The organism is Chengkuizengella marina, from assembly GCF_009910845.1.
GTDB classification, from domain to species: domain Bacteria; phylum Bacillota; class Bacilli; order Paenibacillales; family KCTC-33759; genus Chengkuizengella; species Chengkuizengella marina.
This window is the reverse complement of record NZ_SIJB01000025.1, coordinates 20,716-45,371: the sequence shown is the minus strand read 5'-3', so window position 1 is coordinate 45,371 and position 24,656 is coordinate 20,716. Positions and strand designations below refer to the sequence as shown.

The window sequence follows — 24,656 nt, the reverse complement described above, 5'->3', positions numbered from 1 at the left end:
TATTTTAATATAACATTTTGAAAAATAAGAAATTATTAGAAATTTTATTGTATATTTACAAATTAGTTCTGGAAAATATACTGTACAAAAATAAGGAATATTCATGTAAAATAAAAGAATACGTACAAGTGGGGGAGGAAATTGGAATGGAAACGTTTACGAATGAAGAGTTTTCTATTGCAAAATCGTTGAAGGAAAATTTGGAAACCTGTATTTTGGGTAAATCAGAGGAAATTGAATTATTACTCACTGTGTTATTAGCTGAAGGACATGTGTTGCTTGAGGATGTTCCTGGAACAGGTAAAACGGTATTAATTAAATCATTAGCAAAGTCAATTGATGGTCAGTTTCATCGAATTCAGTGTAACCCAGATTTATTACCCACAGATATTACAGGTGTTTCCATTTATCACCCAAAAGACGATTCATTTGTTTTTCGTCCTGGCCCTGTTTTAACAAATATTTTACTTATTGATGAAATCAATAGAGCAACTACGAAAACACAAGCTGCTTTATTAGAAGCAATGGAAGAAAAAAGTGTTACTGTGGATGGCGTCAGCCATGAATTACCGAAGCCATTTATGATGTTAGCTACACAAAACCCGATAGATTTTGCAGGTACATACCTACTGCCTGAAGCGCAGTTAGATCGTTTTATGATGAAGTTTAGTCTAGGATATCCAGATGAAGTAACTGAGTTAAACATGGTAAATGCATATAGTGAGAATAATCCATTGTTAGATTTAAAACCAGTTACTGATATGGAAACCATTTTAAACATACAAGAGAAGGTAAAACATATTCATATTGATCAGGCTGTGTCCCAATATGCCATTGCAATTGTCAGAAATACTCGTCAACACAAATCAATCCTATTAGGGGCAAGTCCTAGAGCTACATTAGCTTTGATTCAAGCAGCAAAAGCGTTAGCTTTTCTAAAAGAAAGAGATTATGTAATACCAGATGATATTAAACAATTAACGCCATACGTATTAAACCATAGAATGATACTGCAATCAGAAGTTCGTATGGAAGGAAATACTATTGAATCAGTATTACAGACTATTATGGAACAAGTTACCGTACCCGTTAAATTACGAATGGAGTAATCATTATGGTAAATTATTCTTCTAAGTATGCAGCGATATCTCCTAATCAAAAGTTCAGGTATTGGATCATTTATACGATCATATTTAGTAGTTTGTTATTTGTGATTTTTCAAGGCGGTAAATTAGCTTATATGATTTTTATTATTGTTGTCATTTTAGGAGCATATATTCTTTCTGGAAAATGGAGCGGAATTGAATATGTGAAAGGGAATAGACAATTAATGAATCAAAAAGGGGTAAATATACCTGGAGGCAGTTCAATCCATGTTCAATTAAATTTTGATTTTCCAGGTTTTTGGCCTATTCCCTATGTTATTATTAGAGATCAATTAGTTAGAAAAAATGGAGAAAGCTCTGTCTTTGAATCTACAATTATTCCTGATTGGAAAAGAAAAGGAGAATTACAATATGTTATTCCTTCTTTAAAAAGAGGTTTTTATCATTTTTCGAACACGACTTGTTCAACCGAGGATATTTTTGGAATTATAGAACATCAAGGTCAAATTAAAATGAGCCATTCATTTAAAGTACTACCCAAAATTATAGATTTGCCTCGTTGGCAATTCATTGATGATGTTATGAAAGGCACTCAAAATTCCTCCATGATTACGTTATCAACTAGAGGTACTTCCCAAATTAATGGAGTAAGAGATTATGTATATGGGGATCGCATTTCAAGAATACATTGGAATGCCACTGCTAGAACAGGTGCATTAAAATCGAAAGACTTTGAGCGTGAATCACTTCCACGGATTATGATTATTCTGGACTGTGACCAAGGCGTTTATGAAGATTCGAAACATTTTGAAACCGCTGTATCCGTAGCAGCTTCTATCTTGAAATATGGAGTTAAACATCAACGAATAGCTCAAGGGTATATTTCTTATGGTAGTAATTCTACCTACTTTGAACCTGCACAAGGAGAAGCCCATTATCAAAATATTCTAAACTATTTAATAGAAGTAGAGCCAGAAGGGCACTACAGTTTACTGGAAATGATGAAAAAACATAAACGTTTCTTCTCTGAAGGGACTTTGTGTTTAGTGATTAGTCCACGTAAAAATAATGACATCATTCAAACATTAAATTGGATAAAACATTCCGATATGATCAGTTGCCATATCTGTGTTACTGATCCATTTTATTCTGAGTCAAGCTTTCCTTGGTTTAAAACGATCCAATCTAAAGGATATTACGGTTTAGAAATAAAACATTTAGAGGATCTTCCAAGTAAACTAGGGGGTGAGACTTAATATGAAAATTTTAAAACACCCTCAACTTTTTACAAAATTAAGTTTAATATTATGGGCCGTTTTTCTTTTTCAATATCTTGAGTGGGTTTCAGTATATTGGTGGGAGGAAACGAACACTATCGTTTCTTACTCCTTTTTGATTGTTGTAGTTACAGAGGTATTAATCAACAAGTTGTTATATAAGCGATTGATACAAATTATTGGGGTCTTATCTATTCATTTTTTCGTACTTGGTATTCAAACCTTAGAACAAACAGATGGCATCCTATTATCATTGTTTCAATTTTTGTTTATGAACATCATCCACCTTCATCCATATTTATGGTTTAGTCTTATTGTTGCATGCATATATTTTACTTTAATTTTATGGGCAAACAATCTAAAAAGAATTAGTATGCTGATCATGATCACGATCTTTATATTTTGTTCAGTAGATTCATTTACAATTCATATTTTGTGGGATCAAGTTGCTTTCGTCATTTTTAGTGGTTTATTACTATTAATTATTAATCATTATCATCACTTTAAATCAAAACACCCTAAAAGTTGGTCTGAAATTATGGATTATCCTGAATCATTTGTGACCCCAATTATAGTGTTTGTTTCAGTGACTATTATTATGGGTACTTTAGCTCCTAACTTTGGTCCTATACTAACAGATCCTTATACTGCATGGAAAAATGCTAAACAAGCTGTTGCCATGGGTGAGGGTGAGGGAATAATTTTAGAGAATGCCACAGGTTCAACTTCAGGTTATGCTCGTTATAATGAAAGATTAGGATTTGGATTTGAATTTGACTACTCTCCTGTCATGGAAGTTGAAAGTTCCCAAAGAAGTTATTGGAGAGGTGAGACAAGATCATATTATAACGGTTTGGGATGGGAGCCCAATTTATTAGAAAATGAAATCAAAAAACTTGTATCTACAACAGATCATAATTTATTAGGTTCTGATGAATTTAATACATCAAAATTAAAAACAAAAAAAATAGAACAAAGGTTTAAAATGTTAAACAAAGAAAATTATCCTGTATTATTTGGAGCAGCATCTATCCATAAACTTTTGTCTGTGAACAACGAACAGATTGAAAACATGTCTGATGCTGTTATGTGGGATTCTAATCAACAATCTTTATATTGGAACAGGCTTGAATATCCAAACAGCTATATGATTGTTTCTGATGTCCCTGTGATTGAACCTTATAAATTAAAAGAAGCCTCCACAATGATTGAATCAGAAGTCGTTATGAACGCGTACCTTCAGTTACCTGAAACATTACCCGAAAGGGTAAGAGAGCTTGCCTTTCAAATTACTAAAAGTGAAACAAATGATTATGATAAAGCAAAGCAAATTGAGACTTATCTATCTGAAACGTTTCCATACAACAACAAGCCAGATGTAACAAAAGGAAAAAGTGTAGATTTTGTAGATCGTTTTCTTTTTGAAATACAAGAGGGTTATTGTGATTATTATTCAACTGCAATGGTTGTCATGGCACGATCACTGGGTATCCCTGCACGTTGGGTGAAAGGATATACATCAGGTGAAGAGAATTCAGATGAATTTGATTCTTTTGTCATGGAGCAGCTAAGACAACGAAATAATTTAGATGAATTTAAATTAGCTTATACTGTTCTAAATTCTAATGCACATTCCTGGGTCGAAGTTTACTTTGATGGCTACGGATGGATACCATTCGAACCAACAGCAGGCTTTGTAATCCCAGAAGTTTATTTATCCGATGGAAACTCAATCACAGATTTTAATACAAATAATGTACCTGAAAATAATCAAGTTTCAGACGGAGGATTTAAGGTTATTGAATTTGCGTTGTATACTATCGGGATGATTGTGACACTTATCATTCTGCTTTTTCTAATAGTGGTCAAATTCAAAGCAATTAAGCTTTACTTTAAAAAAGTGATTAATCGGATATTTAGAAGAAAAACAAATGATAAAGTGATTATTGAATTTGAGAGGTTTTTGAAGTTTGCATATAAAAAAGGTTTTGGTAAACAAGAACATGAAACCATTAGGGAATTGATAAACAGATGGAAATCAAATTATTATTGGTTAGAAAAAGATTTTAATGAACTTTTACTTATTTTTGAGCGGGCAAAATATAGTTCCTTCATCATTGATGCAGATGAAGCGAACAGGGCTTCAAAAATTATACGTCGATTAAGGAAGGGATTTTTTAAATAATAGTGGAAAGGCGCTTATATAAGCGCCTTTCAGCTTTTTTTGCAACAAAAAGGACATATATGGTATAGTTTCCGTATGAAATTAATTGAGGTGACAGAATTTGATTAAAAAATTTGTACCCTATTTACATGTGAATTCAATTTATGAAATTGATATAAATGCTTTAAAAAAAGCTGGTATTAAAGGAATTATTACTGATTTAGACAATACGCTTGTGGGTGCAAAAGTTCCATTAGCTACACCTGAATTAATTGAATGGTTAAAGCAGTTAAAAGAAATCGGTTTTAAAGTCGTGATAGTTTCCAATAATAATCATGCAAGGGTATCTAAATTTGCCTTACCATTAAATATCCCTTTTTTACCAAATGCCAGAAAACCAACTAATTTAGCATTCAAAAAAGCACTTCAATTAATGAGTTTAAAGGCATCTGAAACGGTGGTTATCGGTGACCAATTATTGACTGATGTGTATGGGGGGAATCGATTTGGTTTAAATACTATTTTAGTAAAGCCAGTTTCAATTGGTGAAGATTCTTTTTTTACAAGAATTAACCGAAGAATAGAACGAATCATTCTTTCCAAGTTAAAAAAGAAAGGTCTAATGCCTTGGGAGGATTAAATTGTGGATAAAATGAATATAGAACCAAATCAATTTGAATTTTGTTCAGGTTGCGGTGTTAAATTGCAACGGAATGATTCAAAAAAACTCGGATATGTTCCAAAAGAAAATGCAACGATATGTCAACGTTGTTATAAAATCAAACATTATAATGAGATCTCCTCTATTACTTTAGAGGAAGATGATTTTTTAAAAATTCTAAGCCATGTAGGACAAACAAAAAGTTTAGTTTTAAATATTGTAGATATATTTGATTTTGAAGGAAGTTTAATTTCTGGTTTGAAACGTTTTGTTGGTTCAAATCCTATTGTTATGGTAGTGAATAAAGTAGATTTACTACCTAGAAATATGAACTTGAATAAAGTGATGAATTGGGTAAAAAAACAAGCGAAAGAATATGGATTAAACGTTGTTGATGTCGTCTTGTGTAGCGCTAAAAAAAATATAGGTTTTCAAGATGTATTGGAAGTTTTAAGTAAATATAGAAAAGGCAGAGATATTTATGTGGTAGGTGCAACAAATGTAGGGAAATCTACTCTAATAAATCGACTCATCAATGATTTTAGTGATTTAGATGAAGAATTAACGACATCGAGATATCCAGGAACTACATTAAATTTAGTTAAAATCCCTTTGGAAGATGGTAAATATATTGTAGATACACCGGGAATTGTTTATACTTCACGAATGACTGAAATTATTTCAAAACATGATTTACAAAAAATAACACCAGAACAATCTTTAAAACCAAGAGTTTATCAATTAAATGAAAGACAAACATTGTTTTTTGGTGCACTTGCACGGTTTGATTTTGTGCAAGGTGAACGTCAATCATTTACATGTTTTATTTCAAATTCTGTGTATGTCCATCGTACGAAGCTTGATAATGCAGATGAATTATATGAAAACCAAAAAGGTGAGATGTTATCACCACCTTCAATCAAAGATCTAGAAACCCTTCCTTTATTTACAAAACATGCTTTACGTATTCCAAAGAATGAAAGACTGGATGTATTGATTTCTGGATTAGGATGGATCAAATGTAATGGTGATAATGGTGCAGAATTAGTGATTCATGTACCTAAGGGTATAAAAGTTATATTACGAGAATCGATGTTGTAAGTATTAGATTTTTATTCGATTTCAAGCATACGATATCTATATAAAGGCATCAATAATTGGCTAACTATTAATTGGGGAGAGCCATGTTTAAGTTTATTTTTATGGGGGAGGTAAACGATGCGATTTTTTTCAAAAATAAATACGAACACAAAAGTGTATGGTGTCATAGGAGATCCAATTAAACATTCTAAATCGCCTACTATGTTGAATCGTGCTTTTCAAGAGATGAATATAAATGCTATTTATGGAGCATTCCATGTAGAAGTAGGCATGTTAAAGGAAGCAATTGAAGGATTTAAAGCTTTTAAGCTAGGAGGGCTTAGCGTCACTATTCCACATAAAGTAGAAGTGATGTCTTACCTTGATGAGATTGATGAAAGTGCTAAAGTAATTGGTGCTGTAAATACAGTCGTGAATGATCAGGGAAAGTTGAAAGGTTATAATACTGATGGAATTGGTTATGTAAGATCTTTGAAAGAAGAAACACAACTCGATCTCAAGGGAAAAAGGATTCTCATTTTAGGTGCAGGTGGTGCAGCTAGGGGAGTTGCTTATGCGTTAGCTGGAGAAAATCCAGATCATATTTGGATTGCCAATCGTACTGTGGAAAGAGCATTAGAACTTGCGGAATCAATGCAATTGTTCGTGAAGTCAACAGGTATGGCTATTTCAGATATTGCAAAAATAAATCAAGAGGTTGATCTAGTTATCAACACGACCTCTGTAGGAATGCATCCACAGATTGAATATAGCCCGATTCCTTCCTTATTTATAAATGAAAACATGGTTTTTAGTGACTTGATTTATAACCCAAGAAAAACAAAGCTTCTTTCTTTAGCAGAAGAAAAGGGTTGTCAAATTCATAGTGGATTAGGTATGTTTATATATCAAGGAGCGTATGCTTTTGAGTATTGGACAGGTAAACCTGCACCGATTGAAGCCATGAAACAAGCGGTAGATTATTACTCAAAAACACTTTAATAAAAATCAAAAAAACAAAACAAAAATTTAATATTTTCATTTGAATAGAGGTTAAACAATGTTAACAGGAAAACAAAAAAGATATCTTCGATCATTAGCACATCATCTAACACCTATCTTCCAAGTAGGAAAAGGTGGAGTCAATGATCACTTAATACGACATATTAATGAAGCAATAGAAAATAGAGAGTTAATGAAAATAAGTGTACTGAGCAATAACTTAGATGATCGAAAAGAAATTGGAGCAGAAATTGCTACAGCTTCTAATTCTGAATTGGTACAAGTAATTGGGAATGTAATTGTGTTGTACAAAGAATCAGAGGACAACAAAACGATTGAACTTCCATAACTCTACCCAGTTTTCGGGGTCCGAACTAGCTTAAAAGGAAGATTCGTACTATTTAAAAGAAGAAATTTAATGGAGGTAAGAATGAAAATAGGGATTATGGGGGGGACTTTTGATCCCATTCATATAGGCCATATGATCGTTGCTGAGAGGGCTAGAATCGAAATGCAACTCCAAGAGATTTGGTTTATGCCTTCGTCTATCCCTCCTCACAAAAATAATACTCCTATTGCAACCCCAAAACAAAGATGGGAAATGGTATGTAAAGCAGTGCAAACAAATGAGTTTTTTTTGGTGAAAGATCTGGAGTTATTAAGAGAAGGAGTCTCTTATACAATTGATACGGTACGATATTTAAAAAAGCAATATCCTCTACATGAATTCTACTTCATAATAGGAGGGGATATGATACAGTATTTACCGAAGTGGTATCAAATTGATGAGTTGATCCAACTTATTTCTTTCATAGGTCTCCAGAGACCCGGTACAGAAATACATTGGGATCTAATAAATGAACAAATGAAACAAAAAATCACTATGGTAACAATGCCTTTGATAGACATTTCATCTAGTGAAATAAGAAAAATTAACGCTCAAAACAAATCAATACGATATCTCGTTCATGATAAAGTATATGATTATATTAAGGAGCATAAATTATATGAAACGAGATAAACTTGTTCAAGCTGTACAACAGCAAATGCCAGAAAAACGGTGGCTTCATACGTTAGGAGTCATGGAAACCTCTGTTGCTTTAGCAAACCAATTTGGGGCTGATCCTGTTAAGGCAGATTTAGCCGCTTTGTTACATGATTATTGTAAGTATTGGTCTATTGAACGGCAAAAAGAATGGGTTATTAAGGAACAACTACCGGTTGAATTATTACTCTATGATAAACAGTTATGGCATGGTCCTGTTGCTGCTGAATTAGTGCAACAAGAATTTTCTATTCATGATGAAGATGTGATCAATGCTATCCGTTATCACACTTCCGGTAGGACAAACATGTCAATGCTTGAAAAAATAGTATGCTTAGCCGACTATATGGAGCCAGGAAGAGATTTTCCTGGAGTAGAGAAAATTCGAGAATTATCTAAGGAAAGTATAGAAAAAGCTCTTATTGCAGGATTTGACTCTACAATCTGTTTTCTAATTTCCAAAGGAAAAAAGGTATTTCCTTTAACCATTGAATCTCGTAATTTTCTAATTGATGAAATAAAAAAATATGAAGGAGGAATAGAATGAGTTTAAGTTCAGAGGAAATTCTAACTATCGTAAATAATGCAATCGAGGAAAAAAAGGGGTACAACATTACATCTTTAGACATAAAGGAAATTTCATTGATCGCAGATTATTTTGTTATTTGTCATGGGAATTCCGAACCACAAGTTAAAGCAATTGCTGAGGAAGTGAAAAAAAGCGTTGAAAAAGGCAATGGAAATATTAAACGAATGGAAGGGTATGATACTGCTAGGTGGGTGCTTATAGATATTGGAGATGTGATTGTTCATGTATTCCATCGTGAAGATCGTGAGTATTATAACATCGAACGTTTATGGTCAGATGCTAAAGTGGTAGAGAGTGTATGAAATTAGAAGCAGGTACTTATGTGCAATTAGAAGTCGAAAAAGAGATTGAACCAAATGGATATTATTTAACAAATGGCTCTGAAAATGTACTTTTGCATTACAGTGAAATTGAAGGTGAAATTCAAATCGGAGATTGTATAGAGGTGTTTTTATTTCATGATACTCATGACCGATTAGCTTCAACGATGAAACGTCCTTTAATCAGTTTGGGTGAATTAGCATTATTAGAAGTTGCAGATGTTCACCCACGTATGGGATGTTTTTTGGAGATGGGGTTAGGTAGGCAATTACTGCTGCCAATAAGAGAACTCCCTGAGGAGGAGGAATTAAGACCTGTTGTTGGGGATCATGTTTTTGTTGTCTTGGAGCAGGATAAACAAGGAAGAATGCTTGCTAAACTTGCCGGTGAAAGAGAGTTTGAACCATATGTTTTTGCCGCTCCCACTACGTGGAAAAATCAGTGGTTTGATGCTAGAGTGTATAAAACATTAAAAATGGGCACTTTCGTAATTGTCGATGGTGGAGTATTGGGATTTGGGGCCATTGGAATGATACACTCTTCAGAGAGAACTAAAAAACTAAGAATTGGTGAGGTAGCTAAGGTAAGAGTTATTTTTGTTCGTGAAGATGGACGAGTAAATCTTTCATTAAGGTTAAGTAAGGAAAAGGGCAGGGATGAGGATGCAACGATCCTACTTCAATTTTTAAAGGAACGACCTAATGGGGCAATGCCATATTCAGATAAAACTCCTCCGGATATTATTTTACATAAATTTAACATGAGTAAGGCAGCTTTTAAACGAGCATTGGGGAAACTAATGAAAGAGGATTTGATCAGACAAGAAGAGAATTGGACCTACTTAAAAGAACAACAAATGAAAGATAACTAGGAGAGTAACTATGTCTTATGAAGGATTTGCTAATTATTATGATGCATTAATGGAGGACATGCCTTACTCTCAATGGATTGATTTTGCGGAAAGATGTTGGATAAAATACGGGAAACCAAAAACAATAGTGGATTTAGGTTGTGGAACGGGCAATATATCGATCCCTTTAGCAAAAAAAGGGTTTCAAGTATATGGAATTGATCTTTCTTCAGAAATGCTTACGGTTGCAAATCAAAAAGAATTAAATAACTTGCCTATTATAAATCAAAACAGTGGTTCTATAATATGGCTTGAACAGGATATGAAAGACCTTGAATTACCTTCATTTGTGGATTGCATCATATCTTTTTGCGACTGTTACAATTATATTACTGATGAGGTTCATCTTATTCAGTCTTTTCAAAAAGTATATGAATATCTTGAACATAAAGGTTTGTTTATTTTTGATATGCTAACAGAATCTCAATTTCAATTTTATGCTGAAGAACAACCTTTCACATATAATGAAGAAGATCTATCGTATATTTGGACTTGCGATTATGATGCTAAGCATCGAGAAATAGAGCATGATCTAACCATTTTTGCAAAACATAGTGATTCAAACTATATGAAAATCAATGAAATCCATACACAACGTGCTTATCCCATAGAATGGATTAAAAATCAACTAAGTCATATAGGTTTTATAAATATTAACGTTTTAGGGGATTTCCGATTTGAATCACCTAATGATGCAACGAAGCGTGTTTTTTTCCTTGCACAGAAGTCCTAAGAGTAAAGTTAAAGAACTTGACATGGATAGGATAAATTTATATAATCGAAGAAAATTTGCGAAAATTATTGGCATAGATTAGGAGCAGTAGTTTTTGTCCCATTTCCCAGAGAGTCGGTATCTGGTGTGAGCCGATAGATGGTAAAAGCGAACTTACCTATGAGCTAGATCGTTTCCCGCGTTAAGGGCTGAAGTGAGCAGAAAACGGAAGTGGACTGCTAATTAGGGTGGTACCACGGGAATAAACCTCTCGTCCCTAGCATTAGCTAAGGATGGAGGTTTTTTTAAATGGAAGAATCGTTTAACTTTCCATTTATATTGGTTAAGGGCCCTGCAAAAGGAATAGGTAGACTAAAATCACACCACAACCATGTGGTGAACGTCGACACCAGTTCATCCAGGAACTGGGACTGATTGTTGATCTTCACTTTTGTGGGTTGTTTATCGTAAAGGAGGATTTAAAAAATGTCACAATCAACAAATGAACAAGGCTATAACCCACAATCTTTTGAACCAAAATGGCAAAAGTATTGGGAAGAGAATAAGACATTTAGAGTAGAAAATAATGATGCAAAAGAGAAATTTTTTGCTTTAGATATGTTCCCCTATCCCTCTGGAGCTGGTTTACATGTAGGACATCCAGAAGGAATGACAGCGACGGATATCATATCTCGTTATAAAAGAATGAAAGGGTTTGATGTGCTTCATCCGATGGGCTGGGATGCTTTCGGCCTCCCTGCAGAACAGCATGCAATAAATACAGGTGAGCATCCAAAAGAATTTACCGTTAAAAACATTAATAATTTCCGCAGACAAATTAAATCTTTAGGATTTTCATATGATTGGGAACGCGAGATTAGTACAACAGATGAGGACTATTACAAATGGACACAGTGGATCTTCCTTCAGTTATATAAAAAGGGTCTGGCATATGTTGATGAAATTTCAGTAAACTGGTGTCCAGCTTTAGGTACCGTACTAGCTAACGAAGAAGTAATTGATGGACTAAGTGAGCGTGGAAATCATCCGGTTATTCGTAAACCGATGCGTCAATGGGTGTTGAAGATCACCGAATATGCAGAAAGACTATTAGAAGACTTAGAAGAATTAGATTGGTCAGAAAGTATAAAAGATATGCAGCGTAATTGGATTGGAAAATCTGTAGGTGCTGAAGTTTATTTTGATATCCAAGGTTTTGAAAAGGAAAAATTAACTGTTTTTACTACAAGACCTGATACATTGTATGGAGCAACTTATTGTGTGCTTGCTCCAGAGCATCCTTTTGTAGATCAAATTACTACTTCTGATCAAAAGGAAAGCGTAAAACAATATCAGGAAATGGCTGCACGTAAAAGTGATTTAGAAAGAACGGACTTAGCAAAAGTTAAAACCGGTGTATTTACAGGTGCATACGCATTGAATCCTGTAAATGGAGCAAAAGTTCCGATTTGGATTTCTGATTATGTACTTATAAGTTATGGAACAGGAGCCATTATGGCAGTACCTGGACATGATCAACGTGACTGGGAATTTGCTAAACAATTTGATATTGAGATCGTTGAAGTAATTCAAGGTGGAGATTTGGCAAAAGAGGCTTATACAGGTGATGGACAACATGTAAATTCCGATTTCTTAAATGGTTTAAAAAATACTGAAGCCATTTCAAGTATGATAGATTGGTTATCTGAAAATGGTAAAGGACAAAGTAAAACCACGTATCGTTTAAGAGATTGGTTATTTAGTCGTCAACGATATTGGGGAGAGCCGATTCCGATTCTTCATTTAGAAGATGGAACAATGAAAGCCATTCCCGTGGATCAATTACCATTGTTATTGCCTGATGTAGATCAGATTCAACCTTCAGGAACTGGGGAGTCACCATTGGCTACTGTAGATGAATGGGTGAATACGATTGATCCTGAAACAGGTCAAAAAGCCCGAAGAGAAACGAACACTATGCCACAATGGGCTGGAAGCTGTTGGTATTATTTACGGTATATAGATCCAAACAATGAAAATGAGTTATGTTCAAAGGAACTACAGGAAAAATGGCTTCCTGTAGATCTATATATTGGTGGAGCAGAACATGCTGTCCTTCATTTATTATATGCCAGATTCTGGCATAAAGTATTATATGATATTGGAGTAGTATCTACAAAAGAACCATTCCATAAATTAGTGAATCAAGGTATGATTTTAGGACCTAACAATGAAAAAATGAGTAAATCTAGAGGAAACGTTATTAACCCGGATGAAATTGTTGATGAATATGGAGCAGATACATTAAGAATGTACGAAATGTTCATGGGACCACTAGAAGCTACAAAACCTTGGAATACAAATGGTGTAGACGGAATTTATAAATTTTTAAATCGAGTATGGCGGTTATTTATCGCTGATAATGGGGCGTTGAATGATAAAATCGTAGAAGATGGAGGACCTGACTCGTTTAAAAAGATTTGGCACAGAACCGTAAAAAAAGTAACAGAGGATTATGAGGGACTTCGTTTTAATACAGCGATTAGTCAAATGATGATTTTTGTGAATGAAGCATATAAAACGGATGAATTACCAAAAGAAGCGATGGCTAATTTTGTTCAAATGTTAGCCCCTATTGCCCCTCATATTTCTGAAGAGTTGTGGCAACGTTTAGGATATGAAGGTACGATTACATTTGTGTCTTGGCCATCTTATGATGAAAAATGGATTGTTGATGATGAAATAGAAATTGTAGTGCAAATTAAAGGAAAAATTATTGATCGAATCCATGTACCTAAAGATTTAGATAAAAACGCTTTAGAAAAAATGGTTTTAGAACTTGATAAAGTAAAAACAGCAACAACCGATAAAACGATAAGAAAGGTCATTGCTGTTCCAGGGAAATTAGTAAATATTGTCGTTTAGATCAAAGTTAATTTTTGCTTGAATCGTAAAACATGGATTCTATTTTGTTGAGGTCCTCCTCATATTTTGCATGAGTGGTTTTGATGAGTTGATTGAATACTCCATGTAATTCGTTTGACATCATCTTTAAACCCTCTGCGGTTATTCCTCCAGGAACACTAACACGTTCTTTTAATGTTTCTGGAGTGAATCCCCCAGTGGTTAATAGCTTTCCAGTCCCCAAAACCATCTCACTAGCTAAGCGAGTTGCTTCTTCTTTTGGAATTCCAGTTTCCTCTACAGCTGCGTCAACAAAGTTTTGAATAAAAAAGGCTAAAAAGGCTGGGCCACAGCTAGAAATATCAGACGTGACTCTTGTAAATTGTTCAGAAATTCGTAATGGTTCACTAATGGATTCTAGTAAACTTTCTAACGTTTGTTTATCTTCTTCTGTTATTTTGTTCCCATACATGCATAGAGAGGCTCCACTGCGTTCATGATTTGTAATGCTTGGAATAATTTTTGCAATTTTACAAGGAAGCTGATCTTCTAGATGTTTTATTAAAATTGGACTAGTAATAGAGACAATGACTTGAGAAGGTAGTAGTACATTTTTGATTTCATCTATTACATTTTTAAATTCCAAAGGTTTTACACAAATAAATACAATATCACTTTCTAAAGCTACCTCAATATTTGATGGATAAATACGAAGCTCAGGGTATTTTTCTTTCAGTTTCTTCGTTTTGTCCTTCGTTCGATTACTTGCTGAAAGTTGCTCTGCTTTTAAGGCTTCGGATTGGATGAAAGCCTCTATTAATAAACTTCCCATACTGCCAGTTCCAATGAATCCTAAGTTCATCACGAAACCCTCCTAATTATGATTCAATTCATTTATACATATGGTCAAATGAATATGCTACCACTATATATATGTTTGTGTTTTAATAAACATGAGGGATTTTTTTGCTTTAAAGTAAAAGAGAAATTGTACTTAAGTACATTAATTATAAAGATTTGAAAAAATGCTTCATATGCACGTTAATCCTAGGTTTAATAATCAGTCTTTGACTTAGGCATGCATCTACATTATCTTGCAAAATTTTGAATAAAGTTACACAAATATATAGACTGCACACTAGTGATATGGTATATTTTTCAAAATGGAAACAAGAATTCTAGTAATTTGAATTGGATTAGTAGGTGATGAGTGATGAGTTTAAGCAAATTAAAAGAAATTCGTTCTATATTATGGATCATACTTATATTATGTATTGTCTTCTTTCTTTTACTTGAGATGTTTATATTACAGGTTGATGATATTAATGAATTAGAGAAGGTTAATGACCAAGTGGAAGATGTACTTTTACTAAATGATGTTGGAACTAGTCAAACAACAGATGAATTAGAAGATAAAGAAACAATCCTACCTGGAAAAATCAATGTTAACAAAGCAAGTGTTCAACAGCTAATGACTCTGCCAAATATTGGAGAAGTAAAAGCTCAAGCCATTGTTGATTTTAGGGAAGAGCATGGAAGATTTCTCACCAGAAATGAACTGATGAATGTGACAGGAATCGGAGAGAAAACGGTAGAAAAACTGAAAGGGTTAATCACATTCTAGTTATTGTGATTCTAAACTATTTAATTTTACTTTAAGAAAGTTACTCTGTGTAAACATCTTTGATAAATATATATTAGATTAACACATAGTGAATGTATAATTTTTAAAAATGAGGAGGAGTAATATTATGTTTGAAGAACGTAGGTTAGGTTTAGAAACGTTATCTGTACATGCTGGTCAGGAGGTTGATCCAACAACGATGTCACGAGCCCTTCCAATTTATCAAACGACTTCGTATGGATTTAAAGACACAGACCATGCTGCAAATCTGTTTGCTCTAAAAGAATTCGGTAATATATACACAAGATTAATGAATCCTACTTCAGATTCGTTTGAGAAAAGAGTAGCAGCTTTAGAAAGTGCACCTGCGGCTTTGGCAACAGCTTCTGGATCATCAGCAATAACGTATTCCATCCTAAATATTGCTGGTGCAGGTGATGAGATTGTGTCCGCATCTAGTTTATACGGTGGTACTTTTAATTTATTTTCAGTTAGTTTACCTAGAATTGGTATTGATGTGAAATTTGTAGACCCAAATGATCCTGAGAATTTTCGTAAAGCAATTACTAGTAAAACTAAAGCTTTATATGCAGAATCTATTGGAAACCCTAGAGGGGATGTATTAGATATAGAAGCCGTAGCTAAAATCGCACACGAAAACAGCATTCCTCTTATTGTTGACAATACAATACCTAGTCCTTATTTGTTACGTCCAATCGAGCATGGTGCAGATATTGTTGTACATTCAGCAACGAAATTTATTGGAGGTCATGGCACTTCAATTGGAGGAGTTATCGTAGACGGAGGTACATTTGATTGGGGAGGAAGTGGAAAATTCCCTGGATTAACTGAACCAGATCCAAGTTATAATGGAGTGGTATATACAGAGGCTGTAGGACCAATTGCATATATCATTAAAGCTCGTGTGCAATTGTTGAGGGATATGGGAGCTGCAATTTCACCATTTAATTCCTTTCTTCTCATGCAAGGTTTAGAAACGCTTCATTTAAGAATGGAAAGACACAGTGAAAATGCCCTTAAAATTGCTGAGTTTCTAGAAGGTCATGAGTTTGTAGATAGTGTAAGTTATGCAGGGTTGGAAAGCCATCCTTCACATCAATTAGCTAGAAAGTACTTACCTAAAGGACAAGGGGCTGTGATGACTTTTGAAGTAAAAGGTGGCTTAGATGCAGGGAAAAAAGTGATTAATTCTGTTAAAATATTTTCACACCTAGCTAATATTGGAGATAGCAAATCACTCATCATTCATCCTGCTAGTACAACACACGCTCAATTGCAAGGAGATGATTTATTATCAGCAGGCGTAACATCTGGAATGATTCGTTTGTCAATAGGAACAGAAACTATAGATGATTTGATTTATGATTTGGATCAAGCGCTAAGAACAAGTCAACAATAAATTAGAATTCATATTGCGATTGGTTACGATAGGAAAAATAACTATATCATTTGTTATTGTGTTTGTTATAATATGTTATATCATTCCAATTTAATTACAGTTATAAAAATAATAGTAAAATGATTCATATAATAAAGGAGCATCTACATGAGTAAAAACAAACGCAAAGATTGGGATACCTACTTTTTAGATATCGCTTATATGGCAGCTACAAGATCACAATGCCCTCGAAGAAGAGTAGGTGCTGTTCTCGTACAAGGAAAAAAACTGCTAGGTTCAGCATATAATGGTGCACCAATGGGAGTTCCAGACTGTTCAGAAGCGGGTTGTATGATAGCTGAAGAATATGAGTTGCAAAATGTAGATGGAAAAGACGAGATGGTAAAAAAGCAAAGGTGCATTCGTACAATTCATGCAGAGCAAAATTTATTATTATTTACAGATCGTAAGGATCGTGAGGGTTCAACGGTTTATGTAACAGATCAGCCATGTTGGACTTGTGCTAATATGCTTGCGAATTCAGGTGTTTCTGAAATTGTTTATCACCGTCCATACACAAAAGATTCAGATAAAGTGATAAACCTTATGGAAGTTAGAGGGATAGTGTTTAGAACACTTGAGCATTATCAGCCGCCTAAAGGTGTTATTGATGAAATAAAAGAATAAAAATAAATTCATCAATAATTTATATTAATATACTTGTTAATAAAGAGGAAGTACCTCTCTGAAAATATCAGAGGGGTTTTTTGTTTGAAAAAATATTTTTGTTCATTAAATAAGGCAGGTTATGTCAATGAAAAACTCCATATTATTTTTTGTGATTTCATGGACGATTGGAGCAACAATTATATTTTTGAACCAATCAAAAGCAATCGTTTTTTGCATACTCTCTCTTTGCCTAGTTTTCATTTTTTTAATGTGGAAAGCAGGGAAAAAAATGAAAATTATATTCATTTCCACATTACTACTTATTTGCTCAATTATTTATCACAATTGGTATGATTCAAAAAATGTATCCAAGATAGATTCAAGATGGGCAGAGTCTGGAGTTAGAGTTCAAGGTACAATCCAATCAACAATAAAAATAGATGGTGATCAAGTCAGTTTTGATGTAAGAACGAATCAACCAAGTGAAAAATTGAAGGTTTATATCCAACTCAACACAATGGATGAGAAATATGTAGTGGGAATGTGGGGAAGAGGAGATTTTATCGCTTTAACTGGTGTACTAAAACAACCTTCTACAGCAAGGAATTTTGGTGCTTTTGATTATAGAAACTACTTATATTATCAACACATTCATTGGATTTTGTCAGTTAAAGGTTTGGAAAATATTCAGGTAACAACAGGTTCATATCAATTCACTTTCAGTTACTTTTTGAGCTGGATCGATAAAATTAGAGATTATTTAGCCAATCAATTAGAATTAATTTTTTCAGAACAGCATCATGGGTTTATGTTAAGTTTGTTATTAGGATTACGTGATGAATTTGACCCCTTTGAATTTGAACAATTTTCTCAGATTGGATTAACGCATATATTAGCAATTTCTGGTCTGCATGTAGCCATCTTTTTGACTTGCTGTATGTACGTGTTAAAACTATTAGGGTTTACAAAAGAAAAACAGATCTATTGTTGTATGTGCATTGTTCCTTTTTATATTCTTATTACTGGAGCAGCACCTTCGGTAGTTAGAGCTGGTCTCATGGCTATGTTTGGTTTGTATGCACTCAAAAAAGGACGAAGTAAAGATGTCTTAAATTTTGTTGGACTTGCAATACTCCTCATGTTGCTTTGGAATCCCTATTATTTAGTCAATGTGAGCTTTCAACTTTCAGTGACCGTTACGTTATTACTAATTTTACTTGTCCCTATGATTAGCAAACTACTCCCCATTTCTTCAACTCTACTAAATGGAACGTTGTCAGTGACTATTACAGCACAGCTTGCCTCATTTCCGTTAACGATTTTTTATTTTAATCAATTTTCTCTTTTATCTTGGTTAGCAAATCTCCTTTTAGTTCCTCTAGTCCAGCATTATTATTTTACCACTTGGATTAGCGGCTTTGATTCTTAGTTTAGTTTCTACTCATGTAAGCTTTATCCTTACTTATTTGATTGAAAAATGTATAGAGATTTTATTTTGGTCTGTGCATAACTTAAATACATATTCAAAATTCAATCTCACTTGGGCTTCCCCAACAATTGAATTTATCTTTTTATATTACATGATGTTGTGGCTAAGTGTTTGGGCATTGTATAAAACAAATAGAAAAGATGAGTTCCTTCCTGAAATAGTTCGAGATCGAAGGACAATTTTTATTAAAAAATATAAACTTGCTCTTTATTTTAATTTCATGTTCTTTTTTCTTGTAATATTCTTTTATTTTCCTAATTTTTTTGATAAAACAGGTTTAGTACGTTTTATAGATGTAGGTCAAGGTGACAGTATTATTATACAAACTCCAAAAAATAAGGTGATTTTGGTTGATGGTGGAGGGTCGTTTTCATTTTCAAAATCAGATGAAGAATGGAGAAACAGAAAAGATCCATATGAAGTTGGCAAGGATGTTGTAGTTCCAATTTTAAAAAAACAAGGGGTACATCAAATTGATTATTTAATCATGTCCCATTTAGATTTTGATCATATTGGTGGGTTAATCGCTACGATTGAAAAAATACCTGTAAATCATATCATTTTTAACGGAACAATAAAAGATAATGAAACTGTTCAACAGATTTTCCGTTTAGCAAAAGAAAAGAAAATACCTTTATATCAGGTTGAATTCGGAGAGGTTTTGAAGTTGGATCAATATACGACCCTTCGTTTTTTACACCCTGCTGAATTAGATGAAGTTTATCTTGAATTGGAGCAAAACGAACAGTCTATCGTTTTTCTATTGGAAATGTATCAAACTAAACTTTTATTTACTGGAGATATAGATCAGTTTACAGAAAGAGAAATTTTAAGCCGTATGAATTCCAGTCAAACCCAAATAGATATTTTAAAAGTAGCACATCACGGAAGTAAATCCTCTTCATCAACAGAATGGCTAAATTATTGGCAGCCAAAAGCTGCGGTGATTTCAGTTGGTAATCATAATTTATATGGGCACCCACATCATGATGTATTAATGAACTTAGAAAATCACAATCTGGAAATTTATCGAACAGATAAACAGGGAGAAATACAGCTGGAAATTAATGCTAATCGGTGGGATGTAACTACAAAGTTGAAATAATGATAGTTTAATAAAAATGTTCATAAAAAATGCTATATTTAACCTGATTTCTGATATATTTGTAGTAGTACTATAGATAAAAAAAAATGCTACATTGTACTTACCATTGGTAATAACTTGTATAAAATAAATTACTGCAACATTTTTGATCTTTTCTACGTCAATATAGTTGTTAGAGAGGGGGCCCATTTGTGGTAGAGCCAGAAATAATTAAAAATGCTCAAAATGGGGATCGGGAAGCTTTAATACAAGTATTAAGAGAAATTGAAACCCACATATATCGCACTGCCTTTTATATATTGGGCAATGAACATGATGCGATGGATGCAGCGCAAGAATCACTTATTAAAATTTATTCTAAGATTCATTTATACGAAGAAAAAGCATTATTTAAAACTTGGATTCAAAGAATTGTTACAAATGTTTGTATAGATAAGTTTCGCAAGAAAAAGGTGAATGTCTCTATTGATGAGCACGAAATGGTGATTAAAGGTGATGATAATGTTGAGAAAGAAATTATATCTGCATATGTAGCAAAAGATATTGAAGAAGCGATTGCTAAATTACCTGAACATCACCGTACAGTTGTTGTATTAAGGTATTTGCAGGATTTTTCTTATAATGAAATCTCTACTTCTTTAGATTTACCTTTAAACACTGTGAAATCGTATTTATTTAGAGCTAGGCAACAACTACAGAAATTACTCCATGATTATCAGAAAGGTGGTGTACAAGGATGAAATGTCAAGAGGTGATACAACTTATGCAAAGAGATCTTGATGGTGATTTAAACAAAGAAGAACAACATCAACTGATGGACCATATAAATGGTTGTCATTCTTGTACAGAGATGTTTGAACGATTAAAACATATTTCAAGTGAACTAGAACAGTTGCCAAAAGTAACACCACCAGTAAGTTTAGTAGATCAGATATTACCTCAATTAGAGGAAATTGATCAGGTTAATATAATGGAAACACAAGCATATGATACGGGTGAAACAGAAGAAACCTCAACTACAAATACTAAAAGAACGTCATTTACAACTTTGTTCAAAAAGGCAAGACCCACGATTGCTTTTCTAGGCACTTCTGCTGCTGCAGTGATACTGATTGTAGTTTTAACTTTGAATTCGGAAGATACACTGTTCAATGAAGTAGCTGAAGAATCTGCTTCAGAAAACATTATGGAAGATAGTGTATTTATGAAAGAAAATACTGAGGAAATTTTTGATAACGATGTTGAGGAATTTGATGATCAAACAGCATTACGTATTGAAAGTGAAGATGCTAATCAAAGTGCTGGATCACGATCAGGAGATGGAGGAGAGTCTGGATCTGAGAAAGGATATGAATCAGAATCTGGAGAAGCATTTGAATCAGGATCTGAAGAAAGTATAAAAACCCCATTTCAAGAAGAAGAAATGACTTCAATTACATTTTCAGAAAGTTTCAATCATATGGAGGGAATGTTATCACCAGATGGTCAGTACGTTGTAAACATCCGTGTTGTAGAGGAAGGGGGAAATGAGCTTATTGTACAGAAAGTAAATGATCAAGAGATATTATTTACTTTAGCTATTGAGGATCACTTAACCATTACAAAGATAAAATGGTTAGAGGATAGTCAGTTTATCCTATTACAGACTTCGGACGGTGAAAAGCAATATAATGAACAAATCGATATTTTTAATCCAATGAAACCTTCTCAGTAGTGCAAACATAACTTTTTTTGAACACTTATCCAAAAAATTTAAGAATGTATTCACACTTTTTGCGTAAAATGTATATAGTATATTATTCATTAGTCAACAACGCGAAGTAACCGCGTTGCTGACCACTCCGGTAATAGGTTTCTAGGGCTTATTACCGAGTGTTTATATAGATTTTTTGTGGAAGAGATCACTTTAAAATCCAATGGTTTTGAAGTGATCTCTTTGTTATACTATTCTTGGCAGAATAGTTGAAATATCTTACCAGGAACTGAAAGTAAATGAGGGATAATATGGAATATAGACTAGCAGTAAAACAAATAAAACAAAAAAAATTTTTACCTATATATTTATGTTATGGCACAGAAAAATTTTTAATGAACGAATTTATTCAATTTTTAACGTATGAATTTATTGATCCTGTACATAAAGATTTTGCATTAAGTCATTTTGATTTAAATGAAACAAGTATTGATCAAGTTGTTGAGGATGTTGAAACTCTTCCATTTATGGTACCTAATAAATTAGTCATTGCTAAAAATGCAAATTTTTTGACCGGAACAAGAGATAAATCTAAAATTGAACATCAAATTGAGAAGTTAGAAAAATACATTCACTCACCAGTTGATTATTCTGTACTAGTTCTTTATGTTATTGCAGAGAAATTAGATGAAAGAAAAAAATTAGTGAAATTATTAAAAAAACAAAATAATATAGTTTCATTTTCTCCATTAAAGCCAAATGAATTATTAAATTGGGTACAAAATAGAGTAAAAAAAAATGGCAGTTCTATTTCAGAACAGGCTGCTGAAGCTTTTATTTTAAATGCAGGGACAAATTTACAATCTTTAGCTGCAGAGATTGAAAAATGTTGTTTATTCGCTGGAGCGGGTCAAGAATTAACCATAGAGATGATTCAACATTTAGTCGTACGTAGTACTGAACAAAACATTTTTATATTAGTGGATGAAATTGTAAAGAAAAAGCTTAATAAGGCTTTAACTATTTTTTATTCTCTGCTAAAACAAAAAGAAGAGCCAATAAAAATTGTTTCACTTATAGCCAGACAGTTTCGTATCATATTACAAGTGAAGGAATTATCCAGTAAAGGTTATTCCCAATATCAAATTGCATCACAATTAAGTATCCATCCTTATGCTGTCAAAATTGCTGATAGACAAGGAAAGTTATATGACGAGCAAAATCTAATTGACATTTTAGACAAATTAGCTGAACTAGATTTTCAGATGAAAAGTGGACAAGTTGAAAAATCATTGGGTATTGAGAAATTTTTATTTAAAGTGAATATGTAACTCATCTTCATACCAAAAAACCCGTCATGTGATGGCGGGTTTTGTTTTTCATAATTTAACCACAAGAGGTACTTGAATCAAAATCAAATATTTGACCTTTCACTCTATGAGTATTAAAGAGCATTCACTTTTTTAGTTAAGCGAGATTTTTTTCTTGAAGCAGCATTTTTATGGATTAATCCTTTGGAAGCCGCTTTATCAAGCTTTTTAATTGCATCATTTAAGGCTGCTTTTGCGCTTTCTGCATTTTGATCATCAATTGCTGTATCAACAGTTTTGATCGCAGTACGTAGTGCAGATTTTCTAGAAGCATTAATTAAACGACGTTTTTCACTAGTTTTTACTCTCTTAATAGCAGATTTGATATTAGGCATGTAGTTCACCTCCTAAAGACCTTGGTGTTACATAAGAAACCGTTCAAAGGTATTCCTAATGACAACTTTAAATATTCTATCATGCAGGTTATAAAAATGCAATACTTGTCATGATGTATAACGAAACAAAATCAATGACAAAATATAATGGACGATTTTTTCACTTCAAAATAGGTTTAGAAAAGGAGTAATAAGTTATGGACACATATTCAGAGCGTATTGACTTAGCACTAGAAGCAACCGAATTAGCATCCAAGCGTATGGGTGGACAAATTCCAGGTATACATACTGAAACTAGATCAGATGAAGGGGTTACCATAACCAAAATTAAAGTTTTAGATGAGGAAGGATCTAGAGCAATTGGAAAAATGAAAGGACATTATATTACCATTGAAGTTCCTGGGTTAAGAAAAAAGGATTCTGAATTGCAAAACAAAGTGGCAACAAAACTTGCTAAAGAGTTTGAACAACTTTTAGTAGACATTAGAATAGAGCCAACTGCAAAAATTTTAGTTGTAGGTCTTGGGAATTGGAATGTAACTCCAGATGCTCTAGGCCCGATTGTTGTTGAGAATATGATGGTGACAAGACATTTTTTTGAATTAATGCCGAATCAGGTTCAGGAAGGATATCGAGAAGTAAGTGCAGTAGCACCAGGTGTATTAGGAATAACAGGAATTGAAACTAGTGAAATTGTCCAAGGGATTGTAGAAAAATCTAAGCCTGACGTTGTGATAGCTATCGATGCATTAGCTTCTATGGCCTTAGATCGTGTAAATACAACAATACAAATTGCTGACACCGGTATTCATCCTGGTTCTGGAATTGGAAACAAGAGAAAAGGTCTAAATAAAGAAACGTTAGGTGTTCCATGTATTGCAATAGGAGTGCCAACTGTTGTATATGCTTCTACTATTGTAAATAACAGTATTCAGATGGCAATTAATCATTTTAAAAACCAAACTGAAAACACAGAATTTATATTTGGTGCTTTAGATAAAATGACGGATCAAGAGAGATTAAATTTAGTGAGAGAAGTTTTAAATCCCATGGGACATGATTTGTTAGTAACACCGAAAGAAATAGATGAATTTATTGAGGACATTGCAAATATTATTGCCAATGGCCTAAATGCATCACTTCATGAAGCAGTCGATACAGATAATGTAGCAGCATACACACATTAATGATTATAGGAGAC

At 33.4% G+C, this 24,656-nt stretch carries 24 protein-coding genes and 1 other annotated feature; of the genes, 22 read left to right on the top strand and 2 right to left on the bottom strand.

The genetic code is table 11. The features are described 5' to 3' along the window. The first annotated feature begins 146 nt into the window (after positions 1-146). The 13 genes from ERL59_RS11260 (at position 147) to leuS (ending at position 13,792) form a co-directional block, all read left to right on the top strand. Positions 147-1,109 (top strand): AAA family ATPase, encoded by a 963-nt coding sequence (locus ERL59_RS11260; RefSeq protein WP_160646322.1) that lies wholly within the window; start codon positions 147-149, stop codon positions 1,107-1,109. A 5-nt stretch (positions 1,110-1,114) separates the two neighbouring features. Next, positions 1,115-2,362 carry a DUF58 domain-containing protein gene (locus tag ERL59_RS11255; protein ID WP_160646321.1) on the top strand — a complete coding sequence of 416 codons (1,248 nt, stop codon included), beginning with the start codon at positions 1,115-1,117 and terminating at the stop codon, positions 2,360-2,362. Position 2,363: 1 nt separating this feature from the next. Further along, positions 2,364-4,568: a transglutaminase domain-containing protein gene (locus ERL59_RS11250; RefSeq protein ID WP_160646320.1), complete on the top strand. Its 2,205-nt coding sequence runs from the start codon at positions 2,364-2,366 to the stop codon at positions 4,566-4,568. A gap of 100 nt (positions 4,569-4,668) precedes the next feature. Then, complete coding sequence (locus ERL59_RS11245) at positions 4,669-5,187, top strand: YqeG family HAD IIIA-type phosphatase (protein WP_201763541.1); 519 nt, start codon at positions 4,669-4,671, stop codon at positions 5,185-5,187. A gap of 12 nt (positions 5,188-5,199) precedes the next feature. After that, positions 5,200-6,309, top strand: coding sequence for a ribosome biogenesis GTPase YqeH (yqeH, locus tag ERL59_RS11240; RefSeq protein ID WP_160646357.1), 1,110 nt, complete (start codon positions 5,200-5,202; stop codon positions 6,307-6,309). Positions 6,310-6,426: 117 nt separating this feature from the next. Further along, entirely contained in the window at positions 6,427-7,290 is an 864-nt protein-coding gene (gene aroE / locus ERL59_RS11235; protein WP_160646319.1) for a shikimate dehydrogenase, read from the top strand. Positions 7,291-7,348: 58 nt separating this feature from the next. Beyond that, the gene (yhbY, locus tag ERL59_RS11230) at positions 7,349-7,639 is read left to right on the top strand and encodes a ribosome assembly RNA-binding protein YhbY (protein WP_160646318.1); all 291 of its coding nucleotides are present in this window, start codon (positions 7,349-7,351) and stop codon (positions 7,637-7,639) included. 81 nt (positions 7,640-7,720) lie between these two features. After that, on the top strand, positions 7,721-8,311 hold the full coding sequence (locus tag ERL59_RS11225; RefSeq protein ID WP_160646317.1) for a nicotinate-nucleotide adenylyltransferase: 591 nt from the start codon (positions 7,721-7,723) through the stop codon (positions 8,309-8,311). Next, a complete protein-coding gene (gene yqeK / locus ERL59_RS11220) occupies positions 8,298-8,882 on the top strand; it encodes a bis(5'-nucleosyl)-tetraphosphatase (symmetrical) YqeK (protein WP_160646316.1) in 585 nt (194 codons plus the stop codon). Before ERL59_RS11225 ends, yqeK begins: the two co-directional genes overlap by 14 nt. Next, positions 8,879-9,226, top strand: coding sequence for a ribosome silencing factor (rsfS, locus tag ERL59_RS11215; protein ID WP_160646315.1), 348 nt, complete (start codon positions 8,879-8,881; stop codon positions 9,224-9,226). The genes yqeK and rsfS overlap by 4 nt, the downstream gene beginning before the upstream one ends. Further along, entirely contained in the window at positions 9,223-10,116 is an 894-nt protein-coding gene (locus tag ERL59_RS11210; protein WP_160646314.1) for a CvfB family protein, read from the top strand. The genes rsfS and ERL59_RS11210 overlap by 4 nt, the downstream gene beginning before the upstream one ends. 10 nt (positions 10,117-10,126) lie before the next feature. After that, positions 10,127-10,888 carry a class I SAM-dependent DNA methyltransferase gene (locus tag ERL59_RS11205; protein ID WP_160646313.1) on the top strand — a complete coding sequence of 254 codons (762 nt, stop codon included), beginning with the start codon at positions 10,127-10,129 and terminating at the stop codon, positions 10,886-10,888. 65 nt (positions 10,889-10,953) lie between these two features. Then, positions 10,954-11,149 (top strand) — a binding site (T-box leader). A 204-nt stretch (positions 11,150-11,353) separates the two neighbouring features. Beyond that, entirely contained in the window at positions 11,354-13,792 is a 2,439-nt protein-coding gene (leuS, locus tag ERL59_RS11200) for a leucine--tRNA ligase (protein ID WP_160646312.1), read from the top strand. Between the two features lie 7 nt (positions 13,793-13,799). On the opposite strand, the gene comER is transcribed toward leuS, so the two are convergent. Continuing rightward, positions 13,800-14,633, bottom strand: a complete 834-nt coding sequence (gene comER / locus ERL59_RS11195; RefSeq protein ID WP_160646311.1) for a late competence protein ComER — start codon at positions 14,631-14,633, stop codon at positions 13,800-13,802. A 351-nt stretch (positions 14,634-14,984) separates the two neighbouring features. Between comER and ERL59_RS11190 the strand changes: the two genes are divergently transcribed. The 8 genes from ERL59_RS11190 to holA all read left to right on the top strand — a co-directional run bounded on the left by ERL59_RS11190 (position 14,985) and on the right by holA (position 23,081). Beyond that, on the top strand, positions 14,985-15,395 hold the full coding sequence (locus tag ERL59_RS11190) for a ComEA family DNA-binding protein (RefSeq protein ID WP_160646310.1): 411 nt from the start codon (positions 14,985-14,987) through the stop codon (positions 15,393-15,395). Positions 15,396-15,522: 127 nt separating this feature from the next. Next, on the top strand, positions 15,523-16,815 hold the full coding sequence (locus ERL59_RS11185; protein WP_160646309.1) for a homocysteine synthase: 1,293 nt from the start codon (positions 15,523-15,525) through the stop codon (positions 16,813-16,815). 147 nt (positions 16,816-16,962) lie between these two features. Beyond that, positions 16,963-17,481, top strand: coding sequence for a deoxycytidylate deaminase (locus ERL59_RS11180; protein ID WP_160646308.1), 519 nt, complete (start codon positions 16,963-16,965; stop codon positions 17,479-17,481). Between the two features lie 121 nt (positions 17,482-17,602). Further along, the gene (locus ERL59_RS11175) at positions 17,603-18,892 is read left to right on the top strand and encodes a ComEC/Rec2 family competence protein (RefSeq protein ID WP_328699938.1); all 1,290 of its coding nucleotides are present in this window, start codon (positions 17,603-17,605) and stop codon (positions 18,890-18,892) included. Next, the gene (locus tag ERL59_RS11170; protein ID WP_160646306.1) at positions 18,882-20,057 is read left to right on the top strand and encodes a ComEC/Rec2 family competence protein; all 1,176 of its coding nucleotides are present in this window, start codon (positions 18,882-18,884) and stop codon (positions 20,055-20,057) included. The genes ERL59_RS11175 and ERL59_RS11170 overlap by 11 nt, the downstream gene beginning before the upstream one ends. Before the next feature lie 191 nt (positions 20,058-20,248). Then, on the top strand, positions 20,249-20,797 hold the full coding sequence (locus ERL59_RS11165; protein WP_160646305.1) for an RNA polymerase sigma factor: 549 nt from the start codon (positions 20,249-20,251) through the stop codon (positions 20,795-20,797). Next, on the top strand, positions 20,794-21,771 hold the full coding sequence (locus tag ERL59_RS11160) for an anti-sigma factor family protein (RefSeq protein WP_160646304.1): 978 nt from the start codon (positions 20,794-20,796) through the stop codon (positions 21,769-21,771). Before ERL59_RS11165 ends, ERL59_RS11160 begins: the two co-directional genes overlap by 4 nt. 290 nt (positions 21,772-22,061) lie before the next feature. Beyond that, a complete protein-coding gene (holA, locus tag ERL59_RS11155; protein ID WP_160646303.1) occupies positions 22,062-23,081 on the top strand; it encodes a DNA polymerase III subunit delta in 1,020 nt (339 codons plus the stop codon). 113 nt (positions 23,082-23,194) lie between these two features. Here the strand turns inward: holA and rpsT are convergent, their stop codons facing one another. Then, a complete protein-coding gene (gene rpsT / locus ERL59_RS11150; protein WP_160646302.1) occupies positions 23,195-23,455 on the bottom strand; it encodes a 30S ribosomal protein S20 in 261 nt (86 codons plus the stop codon). A gap of 197 nt (positions 23,456-23,652) precedes the next feature. Here rpsT and gpr point away from each other — a divergent pair, with 197 nt between their 5' ends. Then, positions 23,653-24,642, top strand: a complete 990-nt coding sequence (gpr, locus tag ERL59_RS11145; RefSeq protein WP_160646301.1) for a GPR endopeptidase — start codon at positions 23,653-23,655, stop codon at positions 24,640-24,642. Positions 24,643-24,656: the final 14 nt, after the last annotated feature.